Below are 10,422 nucleotides of genomic sequence, written 5' to 3' on the forward strand. Positions count from 1 at the left end.
CTACTTCTTGTCTGAGGATTGCTTGGTTGTTCCGCCCTTGGCGATCCTTTGAAACAGCCCAAGCTCACCGATCTCTCTCGCTGCATAATCAGCAATCTTGCCTCTAACCTTTCCAGTTGGGGCGATCTCCAAGCTGCGCAGAAGTTCCATAATCTCTTTGCTTGACACTTGGCGGTCCGAGAAGTAACGCTGCAACTCATCGGTAGACATTCCGATCAAGTAATCGGTATCTTTCTCTATTCTTTTGATGTCACTCATTACAAGTTCAACCACAATTTGGCGTCGTGGAGTTCTCTTCTCCACCTCAACGCCAGCCTCTCGCGCCAAGACCATCAACTCAGCATTTGTAAGCTGGCTTCGTTCAAGACCCGCCATCGCCCCTTCGGAACCTAACCATTCGACGAGCTTCTTTACATCTTCGGAGGTCACGGGCACTTCTCCAGAAACTCTTGCAGGAGAGCACGAAATTGTCCTGCCTGCTTTTCGCCATTTGCTGTGTTTACATCGTATACTGGAATTCGACTGGCAGCCGCCTGCCTCAACCCATCGCCCTCGGTGATGTAGTTCGAAAACACACCACCAGTGCGTCGCAACCTGTTGTATTCAGTCTGTTCTGATTGTTTCAGGGCCTCACCATACTCACGAGCCATCATGCCAATCGAACCAGCGAACTGCGTGTCCGAATAATCAAAGGCCGATACGCCACTTCTTATCATCTCGATGTCCGCGTTTACGTTGTTAATCTCACCAATAATGGTCGCAACGCCTATCGATGACTGTCGGTCGAGCTTAACTGGAGAGACGCAATAGTCAGACGCAAAAATAACAGCGCGCAACACGTCGGAAACCTCGGGATGACTGTCGATTAGAATGTAGTCATAGTTCCCTGAAAGGGCGTTCAGCGACATTCGAATGGTTCTTAAGTGCTGTAGAAGTTTCAAGTTGTTGTCGCGAATATTGTTACTGCTCGGCAGCTTGTCGACGCTCACAGTAGCGAGGCGCGGGTCTGCCGGTATTACGTCGACTTTGGCGTGACCGCGCGTCCACACGCGAACATCTACCGCAGGTGTTTGAGTGCTGGCGCTGTATAGTTGTTGAAATTTATGGAACAATGTTGTGCCATCCACTTCGCCAGTTGCGAAGCTTTCGATGACATCGGGGAAGAAGCGTCCCGAGATGCCGCCCCTTTGGTAGTCAGCATCAACAACAAGAACGCGCTTTTTGTGGTAGCGATTGAGCCCTACCGCAACGTGATAGCATGCCGTTGTCTTGCCGACGCCGCCCTTTTCGCTAACGAAGGATACAATACGTGACATCTGAGACCTCTCCCCGCCTAGTCCAATGCCTTAATAAAGGGCCGTCAGTGTGGCAACCACTTTCAGCGACCGCCACCGGGTGACGGAGCGATATCGGTCGTTTTCGATAATCAAAACGGCACCCATCGGGCACACCCGACAGTGAACTCAATCCATTCTCAAAATATACTCTCAAAACTTATCGTCGATCCTGGTATAATAAGTTGAGTTTCGAGAATCGAAGGGGTGGCCATGCTGGTAGGTTACGCGCGGATTTCCACTCGAGAACAGTCTCTGGACGGTCAGTTGGATTCCCTTCACCATGCTGGTTGCGACAAGGTCTTCACCGAGGTCGCATCGGGTGCACGGGAGGATCGTCCGGTTCTCCGGGAGGCTCTCGAGTATGCCCGCCCCGGGGATGTGCTGGTCTGTTTCAAGCTGGACCGGGTGGCCCGCTCTCTGCCGCATCTGACCAATCTGGTCGCGGACCTGGACCATCGCCAGATCGGACTCCGGAGTCTGACCGAGGAGATCGACACCTCCACTCCCGGAGGACGGCTTGTGTTCCATGTGTTCGGTGCCATCGCGCAGTTCGAACGAGACCTGATCCGTGAACGCACCCGGGTCGGGCTGGACGCCGCCAGGAAACGAGGACGGGTTGGGGGTCGTCCCGTGAAGATGACCGGAGAGAAGATCGCCGCGGCACGGAACCTGCTGGAGGATGGGCGTCCGGCCACCGAGGTCGCCACCGTCTTGGGGGTTTCCGTGGCCACCGTCTACCGTCACTGTCCCGCCCGCCGGGATGTGGCACCGGCGGGGTGATGCTCGTGTGATGTGGGTCAGATGGCCAAGCTGATACCCACGGAGGTCCCTACATAGACGCGGGTCGGTTCGGGCACGTCCGCAGACTTGTAGGTAAGCTCCCGAGTGACGCGCCGTGGCTTCGGTCCGTGCGTGTCGTCGCTGCGGTGAACTTCGACCTTGCAGTAGCCGTGCAAGTTCTCAAGCCATCCCTCATTCAGGAACATTAACGTCTCCTCGTGAGTATACCATTCCTGAGCATACCCGGACTCGTAGGAAAACGTCAGTTTATCAAACCCGGTATCGTGGAGAAATATCGCCAACTGACGGATTGCATGATCGCGGTCTATTTCATCGGGGATGGACGACACCGGCACCTGAGGACCGAGAACGGTTGTTCTGAGATTCCGATTAAGGTTGCTTGGGTCCATTTTCACCTTTCCAGAATTGAGAGCACCTATCGATGGGCTGGCCTTGGACACATATTTCACCAGCTTCAAAAGGTTCCCCAGAACGGTCTTGTTTTTATCAAATGGCCTCAAATGAACTCGCCGCCAGCCATTTGCTGGAAAGATTTTCTTAAGAGCCGCCTTCAGTGGGGCCACATCCACGGCCCGAACAAGGAGGTGGCTGCTGAGCACCCATCCACCTGCATCGTCCACCACCCAGCCGAGGTCTCCGGCAGCCTTGCTGAGTGTTTTTCGTTTTATGAAGTCCTCCCCGGAACGAAGGTCGGGCTCGAACGTGCCGAACATGACGATGCCGCGTCGGCTATTGGTCATGGCCTCGCCGATCTTCTCCATCGACAGACGGGCGTCACCGATTTGCTTGGCCAGCGTTTCCAGGTCGGGGGCGAAGTCCATTACCACCGTGAGGAAATAGAGTTGGTTCCGAACCTCCGGAAAGAAATACCGGGTGGCCCCGGTCATGAGATTCAGCCCATGGACCTGCCGGGCGAGGGGGCAGAGGATACTATCGTATCCGGAGCGCCCCGGATCGCCGCTGAACATCTCGCTCAGGTCGCGGGCTCGGTTATGATGCGGGTCGCGGTTCAGTGCATTGAGGGTGAGCTTGAACATCTTCAGGTCTTTGACAAGGAACTCGCTCTGAAGAATCCCCTCGCAATCGCTTCTGATCAGGTTCTTGAACGATTCCGAGAAGGGTCCGCGGACACCCAAGGCCCGTTCGACTTTTCCGTCCGTCGCTGAAAGCCTCTGCTCGTAGATCGCCTGAAGGTTCGGGGTAACGCATAGATCACCCTTCTTCTTTTTTTCCATGATTAATCTCCTGTCTGCGGAAATGAGCGTGTCTCTCCCCCGCAGATAGGTAGCTCCGGCGTCGGGGGCGACGGCGGCACCCTGAATCTTTTTCGTTGGCTAGGGGTCGGATTGCCGCGCCACCTTGATGTCCAGCGACTTCGTGCGTTCCTGAACGCTGATCAGAGGTGATGGAACTCGTCGGTCACGCCCCCGGCTACCACTGCACATAGACCCGCATGGTCTCGCCGGTATCATCGATCTCACAGGTCATGGTCCGGGTATTCCGACCTCCGAACCCGTTTCGGGCGCTGACCTCGAACATGTAGGCCCACCGGTTCGGATCGGATCGGTGCTCACGGGTCGTAGGGGGCCACGAGAATTCTCCCGAACTGGGTTCTCTCAACCCGGCACGGACCTGCGTCTGGCAGGATTCATATCCCGGATATGCCACGATGTTTATCAGTCCGGTGACGATGCCCCCGAACAGCAGCCATACCAGGACCAGCAGCGACCCTCCGGTCATCAGCAGCACGATGATCGCGAAACATCCCTGCACGCAGCCCGCGGGCTGATCGTCTTCCGAAGCGTTCGTCACGCCTTCCCCCCTCGATCACGCTCACCTGACGTTGGTCCGATCCCGACAAGGTCTCCCGCGGTGACCTGCCTGTCGGTGGCCTCGATGATCGCCGCCATCAACGCCCGTCGCGGCACCACCTGACCGTTCACCACGCGGGAGATGGTGGCAGGCGTCGTGCCGACGCTTTCGGCGAAGCGCACCGCAGGAACCCCATTCATCCGCAACCAATCGCCTAGCTTCATGATTTGCGAATTGCGGTTTTCGTAAGGATTCGTCAACCCCTTCGGGTTCTTCTCGATGCCCCGACGGGGCTGGCGGAGAATTACATTTTATGCAATCCGACCCTCATGGCTGACGCACCCTCCAGAGCCCGGATCGCCTCCACCCTTCGCAAGGCGAGGGAAGCTCGCGGCATGTCGCTGGACGAGGCGGCCCGGCACCTGGGGATTTCGACCGCATCGCTCTCCCGGATGGAAACCGCGGTCTCCGGCGTCGCCGCGGATCGGATCGAGGTGCTCGCCCGACTATATCAGGTCAAGATTCAGGATATCTTCGAAGGACAACTCACCGGGATGCCCGGGATGGTCGATCAGGACCGGATGCATGAGGCGGTCCTGCTGGTGCTGGAGACCGCCAGAACCATGCGGGTCAAACCATCTCCCGAGAAGGTCGCGGACCTGGTCGTGCAGGTATACCGACGGGAGGTCGAACGTCTCCTGGCCGATCCCGGTGCCGCGGTAAGCTTCTCTCCGGCCCAGCATGCCGACTATGTCTCTGCGGCTTTGAGGCGGTAGTGGGGATGCAAATTCTGCCAACGGGACTATAAGGGCGTCCGGCCCAGAGCCCAGGAGAACGGCTTACAATCACTTCTGCTCCGGCGGCGTATCAAATACACTTAAGCCATCCGCCGCCCTGCGTCCGAGGCGAGAGAAGCCCAACCCGGCGCTCTCGCGGTGGAGAGCGCGGAGGGAGGTCATGCGGCGCGAGACCCACGCTCGCTTTTGCTGCTGCGTCCACCTGGACCAGCGGTTCTCCAGCCAATCGTGTCCGGCCAGTCCGGGGTGATTGGCCAACCTGTCGATCTCCTCTACGAACCCCCGCGGGTCCATCGTGGTGATCCGGTGCAGGCGAAGCTGGGATCGTCGGTCTCTTATCCATCCTCCCGCCCAGAGGGCCGCCAGCGGGGCGGAGGACAGGGCCAGCACAGTGATGTCGGGACGATGCGGGATAATATCCGGCAGCAGGGGCGCGACGTCGACGATCAAGGATTCAACCAGCGTCAGGATTGACCATACTGCGAAAGGAATGAGGCAGGCGATTATCCCGGAAGAGATCACCGCCGACCATCGGTTGCGACACGAAAGGCCGGTGAGGAAACCACCGACCGCAATCAGAAAAAACACAAGAACCATCACCCACCTCCGGGACCGGTAGATGGGTGAAGATTCAGGCTTTCAAGTATTGACCCGTAGAATCGGGGTGAATCTTCACGAAGTTCGATTCATCCACACCCGCCAGCTTGGCCCCGGTGGTCCGGTGGGCCTCGTTGCAGATGATCAGATCGAGCCCCGGAAGCCCGGCCTCCTGAGAGGCCTCCAGAACCCCGATGGACTGGTAGGTGGAGAGAATGCGTCATCCGGTCAGGATCGGCCTCAGCGGCCTTCTCAGCCAGTCTGGCGGGCTTCATGGTCACCTCAGCGACAATGCTGAATAGCTGAGGTCGCGCCGGTGCCGGGCGTGGGGGCGCATGTCCCTGCATCAGCGCATTTTTTTCGCCGACTCCCTTGAAGCGACACAGCCCTGCCACCATGTCTCGCCGATTAGCGGCGTCCCCTTGCCCGAAACAATACCGGGCCGAACCACGTTCAGGGCAAGCTAAGTTTTTGCAATCGTTCGCCAGCATGCGGGCGACCCTGGTCGTGCGCGTCGGTCACTGGTGCCGGGCGTGGAAACCCCGGACCCTGATGATGCAGGGTCTGAAATGCAGATTTTTGTTCGATGGTCCGTGCTCCTGCGGTCCAAATGTTCCTTCTATAGACTGAAGGAATACGCGGAGCTTACACGCGCGGGCACGCAACTAAGTCGACGAGTTACTGCGTGCGAGAGGGCTGTTCGTCCTATTGATCGCTGCTCGTGCACGAAGGTGGTGGTGTCAGTATGAGCCGTCGCCCAGCGCCAGCATTGCCGACAGCGCACCAAGCCAAACTGTTTGCGGATTCGGTCTCCATCATGATGAACGCTCTTCGGAACAACGGACTGAGGCCGACTGCCATCAACATGAGCCAAGATGGGTTCCGGGTCGAATTTTTTGATCCACCCCAACAGGCCCCGGTCGGTGACGGGAAATCTCTGGACGAGTGGAGGGCGGGACGTGGTTGTGGTGCGTCTTGAAGGTGTTCACCGGGTCCGCGCCCGGGGAGTCGAGTATCACTACCTGTTCCGTGGAGGACCACGTTTCTGGAAGAGCGGCGACTCTCCTCTTGGAAGTCCAGCCTACCATCTTTCCTATCGCGAAGCCTTGGATGCGGTGAAGGAGGCCAAACCCATCAACGCTTCGACGACCGAGGCCATGGTGGATCGCTTTCTATCAAGTCCGGAGTTCACGAGTAAACGGGAGCGGACCCGAGAGGACTACCGGAAATGGGCAGGGAGGTTCGTCGAGGAGTTTGGTGAACTCAGCATTCGCGCTTGGGAGGATCAGCGCACTCGACGCGATTTCATGCAATGGCGTAACAACTGGGGACATAGTCCCAAGCAGGCCGACTACGCCGTCACTGTCGGTGTGAGAATCCTGAACTGGGCTCGCGAGAATGGCGAGATCAATGCGCATTACTGCGAGCGGATCGCGAAACTCTATCATTCCAACCGAGCGAACATCATCTGGACCGACAAAGATATCGAGGCGTTCATGAAGGTCGCCCCACCCCTCGCTCGGCGCATTCTGACCGTTTCGCTTGAGACCGGGTTGAGGCCCGGTGACATCGTCAGACTGTCCCGCCAGCATGTCGATGCTACTCCCCAAGGTCGCCGGATCATGATCCGGACATCCAAACGCGGTGCCACCGCATCAATACCCGTGAGTAAAGCTCTGGGTCTTGTTTTGGATGATATCCCTGCAAATCGACTGCTCGTTTTGGTAGGCGAAATCGGACGTCCGCTCACCGTGCAACGGGCTTCTCAGTATATGAGCGACTGGATCGATGAGGCCGGGCTGAGGAAAGAACTTCAGTGGAAAGACACCCGGGGAACCGTGGTCACCAAATTGCTCAACCGTGATCTCAGTCTCGGCGAGATCGCATCGCATATGGGATGGTCCCTCAGATACGCATCTCAGGTGATCGAGCACTACGCCGTCGTGGCCCCCGAGCTTACCGACCGGATTCGGCAAAAGCTGGATGGGGCACGGCGAGCCGGGGCAGGGGACGAGTCGTGAACAAAGGGTGTAAAACACCCTGTAAAACTCGTCCGGTCGATGTGGCTAAGTGTTGGAGGCGACGGCCGGAATCGAACCGGCGTGCACGGATTTGCAATCCGCTGCGTAACCACTCCGCCACGTCGCCATCCGGGGCCAGCGTTTAGGGGGTGCGCGCAAACAGGTCAAGGCCCGGCGGCGGGGGCCGACGGGGGCGCGCGCGGGGGCCGGACGCGGGACCCGAAACGCCCCGTGCCGCCGCCCGCGACCGCCCCCGCCCGCGTCCCGCCGCATTGCGCGCCGCGCCGTCTTGTGGCATCGCGTCGTCAAGGGGCCGCGAGGGGCCCGGATCAAGCTTCAACGCAGGATCGGAGAGCCCGATGAGCGATTTCGCAGCCGCCCGCACCGCCATGGTCGACAACCAGGTGCGCCCCTCCGACGTCACCTCCTACCCGATCATCGAGGCGATGCTCTCGATCCCGCGCGAACGCTTCGCGCCCGTGGCCCTGCGCGCCGTCGCCTATGCGGGCGAGCATCTGCGTCTCGCCGCCGACCGGGTGATCCTCGACCCGCGCACCTTCGCCAAGATGATCGAGGCCTCCGGCATCGGACCCGACGACCTGGTGCTGGATGTGGCCTGCGGGCTCGGCTATTCGACCGCCGTGCTGGCGCGACTCGGCGCCGCGGTGATCGCGGTCGAGTGCGACGAGGACATGGCCCGCGCCGCCTCCGCCGCGCTGACCGAGCTGGAAGTGCACAACGCCGAAGTGGTGACCGCGCCGCTCGAGGCCGGCGCCCCCGAGCACGCCCCCTACAACGTCATCTTCATCGAGGGCGGGGTCGAGACCGTCCCCGACGCCATCGCCGACCAGCTGCGCGAAGGCGGCCGCCTGGTCCTGATCCGCATGTCCGGCGCCTATGGCCGCTGCGAAGTGCTGACCAAGACCAACGGCGCCCTGTCGTCATGGCGGGTGTTCGACGCCGCCGCCCCCGTGCTCTCCGGTTTCGCCAAGGCGCCGGCCTTCGATTTCTGAGCGCGCTTTGACGCGCATCCCACCGGGGCGGTTTGACCTTTCCGGGCAGGGGCGCCTCAGGTAGGGTCTGGTCGGAGCGCCGGTCCGGGGGGGCCGGTTCCGGGCAGGACGACGTTGAAATCGGCGGGATGACCGGCATGAAAATCACGACTTTGGGTCTGGCGCTCGGCGCGCTCGTGGCCGGCCTTGCGCCGGCCGGCGCGGAGACGCTGGCCGACGCGATGGCCAAGGCCTACGCCAACAACCCCAGCCTGCAGGCCGAACGCTACGGGCTGAAGGCGCTGACCGAGGACGAGGTGCAGGAGCGCAGCGCCGGGCTCGGCGCGGCCAACGCCACCGCGAGCTACGGATTTCGCAACACCGACAGCCGCAGCTCCGCGCTGCGGCCGCGCAGCCGGGACGACACCGACCCGTTCTCGCTCGGCGTGTCGGGCTCGCTGAACCTCTATGACGGCGGGCGCACCTATAACGGCTCCCGCTCGGCCCAGGCGGCGGTGTCGTCGGGCGTGTCCTCGTTGACCTCGACCGAGCAGGACGTGCTGCTGGCTGCGGTGACGGCCTATGAGGACGTGCGGCGCGACATCGCGCTGGTCGGCGTGGCGCGCTCCAACGTGCGGGTGATCTCCGAGCAGCTGCGCGCCGCAAGGGACCGCTTCGACGTGGGCGAGGTGACCCGCACCGATGTCAGCCAGGCCGAGGCCCGGCTCGCGGCCGCGCGCTCCACCCTCGCCGCCCAGACCGGGGCGCTCGCGCGGTCGCGGCAGGCCTATCTCGCCGCCGTCGGCGAGCTGCCCGAGGATCTGGCCGCGCCGCCGCCGCTGCCCGAACTGCCCGCGAGCGAGACCGCGGCCATCGCGCTGGCCGAAGCCGAGCATCCGCTGCTGGTCGCCGCGCGCTACGACGTGCGCCAGGCCGAATACGAAGTGAAGCGCGCGCTGGGCGGGATGCTGCCGACCGTGGATCTGGAGGGCGACGTCGCCTATTCCGACGGCTCGGTGCTGATCGACGGCGGGACGTCGGACAGCAACTCCGCCTCCATCGGCGTGCGCGCCTCGGTGCCGCTCTGGTCGGGCGGTCGCAATCCGTCCCTGGTGCGCGAAGCCCAGGCGAGGCTGGCGCAGCGCCAGGCGCTGATCCACGCCATCGCCCGCCAGGTGCGCCAGCAGGTGTCGAACTCGTGGTCGGGGCTCGAGGTGTCGCGGATCTCGATCACCGCCGCCCGCCAGCAGATCGAGGCCGCGCAGATCGCTTTCGACGGCGTGCGCGAGGAGGCGACGCTGGGCGCGCGCACCACGCTCGACGTGCTGGACGCGGACCAGGAGCTGCAGCTGGCGCGGGCCGACCTCTATTCCTCGCTGCGCGACGAATACGTGGCCGGCTACACGCTGCTGTCCTCGGTCGGCGCGCTGACCGTCGCGCATCTGGGCCTCGACGTCGCCCGCTACGACCCCGACGCCTATCCGGCCGAGGTCGAGCGGGTGCCGAACGGCTGGTATCAGGACGACTCGGTGAAATGGGGCGGCCGCTACCGGCCGTGACCGGCCGACCCCGCCGCCCGCGCCCCCTCCGGGTGCCGGCGGCCGGGGACGCGGCGCGCGGACGGCGACGATGACGGCGACGGCCGAAAGGCCATGCGGGAGCACCGACATGCAGGACAACGAGGCCGGCGACGCGTCCGAGGCGAAGATCCTCGCCTCGATCCGAGATATGGACGCGGAGGAGCGTGCGGGCCGCGGCGGGTCGGATCGGACCGGCACGCTGCAGCTTACCGCCTCGATGCGGCTCGACGGCCCGAAGGGTCTCGGCGAGGTGTCCGGGCCCGCCTATCGCCGCCTGCCGACCGGGCCGCTCGGCCCCGCGCCGGACGAGGAGCCGCCGCTGCTGCTGACCCGCCGGCTGGACCAGGGGCCGGCGCTTCCGCCCGTGCCGGAGGCCGAACCCGAGCCCGCCGACTTCGAGCCGGCGCCGGCCTGGTCCTCGCGCGGCGCCGCCCCGACGGACGAGCCCGAAGCCGCGCCGGAGCCGGCCGCGAGCCCGACCTGGC

General features: G+C 62.3%; 11 protein-coding genes, 1 tRNA gene and 1 pseudogene. 6 read left to right on the plus strand and 7 right to left on the minus strand.

The features are described 5' to 3' along the window. On the minus strand, positions 1-429 hold the full coding sequence (locus tag ACTB72_RS04830; RefSeq protein ID WP_463035851.1) for a hypothetical protein: 429 nt from the start codon (positions 427-429) through the stop codon (positions 1-3). Continuing rightward, positions 426-1,316, minus strand: a complete 891-nt coding sequence (locus ACTB72_RS04835; RefSeq protein ID WP_463035852.1) for a ParA family protein — start codon at positions 1,314-1,316, stop codon at positions 426-428. Before ACTB72_RS04835 ends, ACTB72_RS04830 begins: the two co-directional genes overlap by 4 nt. A 231-nt stretch (positions 1,317-1,547) precedes the next feature. On the opposite strand from ACTB72_RS04835, the gene ACTB72_RS04840 reads away from it, so the two are divergent. Further along, entirely contained in the window at positions 1,548-2,117 is a 570-nt protein-coding gene (locus ACTB72_RS04840; RefSeq protein WP_463035853.1) for a recombinase family protein, read from the plus strand. Between the two features lie 17 nt (positions 2,118-2,134). Here the strand turns inward: ACTB72_RS04840 and ACTB72_RS04845 are convergent, their stop codons facing one another. The 3 genes from ACTB72_RS04845 to ACTB72_RS04855 form a co-directional block, all read right to left on the minus strand. Continuing rightward, positions 2,135-3,373 (minus strand): hypothetical protein, encoded by a 1,239-nt coding sequence (locus ACTB72_RS04845; protein WP_463035854.1) that lies wholly within the window; start codon positions 3,371-3,373, stop codon positions 2,135-2,137. A gap of 196 nt (positions 3,374-3,569) precedes the next feature. Next, positions 3,570-3,950 (minus strand): hypothetical protein, encoded by a 381-nt coding sequence (locus ACTB72_RS04850; protein ID WP_463035855.1) that lies wholly within the window; start codon positions 3,948-3,950, stop codon positions 3,570-3,572. Further along, positions 3,947-4,210, minus strand: coding sequence for a hypothetical protein (locus ACTB72_RS04855; RefSeq protein WP_463035856.1), 264 nt, complete (start codon positions 4,208-4,210; stop codon positions 3,947-3,949). The genes ACTB72_RS04850 and ACTB72_RS04855 overlap by 4 nt, the downstream gene beginning before the upstream one ends. 69 nt (positions 4,211-4,279) lie before the next feature. Here ACTB72_RS04855 and ACTB72_RS04860 point away from each other — a divergent pair, with 69 nt between their 5' ends. After that, positions 4,280-4,726 (plus strand): helix-turn-helix domain-containing protein, encoded by a 447-nt coding sequence (locus ACTB72_RS04860; RefSeq protein WP_463035857.1) that lies wholly within the window; start codon positions 4,280-4,282, stop codon positions 4,724-4,726. A gap of 69 nt (positions 4,727-4,795) precedes the next feature. On the opposite strand, the gene ACTB72_RS04865 is transcribed toward ACTB72_RS04860, so the two are convergent. Then, entirely contained in the window at positions 4,796-5,344 is a 549-nt protein-coding gene (locus tag ACTB72_RS04865; protein ID WP_463035858.1) for a hypothetical protein, read from the minus strand. 959 nt (positions 5,345-6,303) lie between these two features. Here ACTB72_RS04865 and ACTB72_RS04870 point away from each other — a divergent pair. Then, positions 6,304-7,365, plus strand: coding sequence for a tyrosine-type recombinase/integrase (locus ACTB72_RS04870; RefSeq protein WP_463035859.1), 1,062 nt, complete (start codon positions 6,304-6,306; stop codon positions 7,363-7,365). A gap of 53 nt (positions 7,366-7,418) precedes the next feature. On the opposite strand, the gene ACTB72_RS04875 is transcribed toward ACTB72_RS04870, so the two are convergent. After that, positions 7,419-7,492: transfer RNA gene (locus tag ACTB72_RS04875), tRNA-Cys, on the minus strand. 232 nt (positions 7,493-7,724) lie between these two features. Here ACTB72_RS04875 and ACTB72_RS04880 point away from each other — a divergent pair. The 3 genes and pseudogenes from ACTB72_RS04880 to ACTB72_RS04890 form a co-directional block, all read left to right on the plus strand. Beyond that, positions 7,725-8,378, plus strand: coding sequence for a protein-L-isoaspartate O-methyltransferase family protein (locus ACTB72_RS04880; RefSeq protein ID WP_463035860.1), 654 nt, complete (start codon positions 7,725-7,727; stop codon positions 8,376-8,378). A gap of 137 nt (positions 8,379-8,515) precedes the next feature. Next, the gene (locus ACTB72_RS04885) at positions 8,516-9,916 is read left to right on the plus strand and encodes a TolC family outer membrane protein (RefSeq protein ID WP_463035861.1); all 1,401 of its coding nucleotides are present in this window, start codon (positions 8,516-8,518) and stop codon (positions 9,914-9,916) included. A 109-nt stretch (positions 9,917-10,025) separates the two neighbouring features. Beyond that, positions 10,026-10,422 (plus strand): annotated as a pseudogene (locus ACTB72_RS04890) (hypothetical protein); the annotation flags it as partial.

Source organism: Albimonas sp., from assembly GCF_055129145.1.

What these genes read in the sequence shown, in the direction of transcription:
- ACTB72_RS04840 (WP_463035853.1), top strand. Translation starts at nt 1,548, where the DNA reads ATGCTGGTAGGTTACGCGCGGATTTCCACTCGAGAACAGTCTCTGGAC.
- ACTB72_RS04865 (WP_463035858.1), bottom strand. Translation starts at nt 5,344, where the DNA reads ATGGTTCTTGTGTTTTTTCTGATTGCGGTCGGTGGTTTCCTCACCGGC.
- ACTB72_RS04880 (WP_463035860.1), top strand. Translation starts at nt 7,725, where the DNA reads ATGAGCGATTTCGCAGCCGCCCGCACCGCCATGGTCGACAACCAGGTG.
- ACTB72_RS04860 (WP_463035857.1), top strand. Translation starts at nt 4,280, where the DNA reads ATGGCTGACGCACCCTCCAGAGCCCGGATCGCCTCCACCCTTCGCAAG.
- ACTB72_RS04885 (WP_463035861.1), top strand. Translation starts at nt 8,516, where the DNA reads ATGAAAATCACGACTTTGGGTCTGGCGCTCGGCGCGCTCGTGGCCGGC.
- ACTB72_RS04845 (WP_463035854.1), bottom strand. Translation starts at nt 3,373, where the DNA reads ATGGAAAAAAAGAAGAAGGGTGATCTATGCGTTACCCCGAACCTTCAG.
- ACTB72_RS04835 (WP_463035852.1), bottom strand. Translation starts at nt 1,316, where the DNA reads ATGTCACGTATTGTATCCTTCGTTAGCGAAAAGGGCGGCGTCGGCAAG.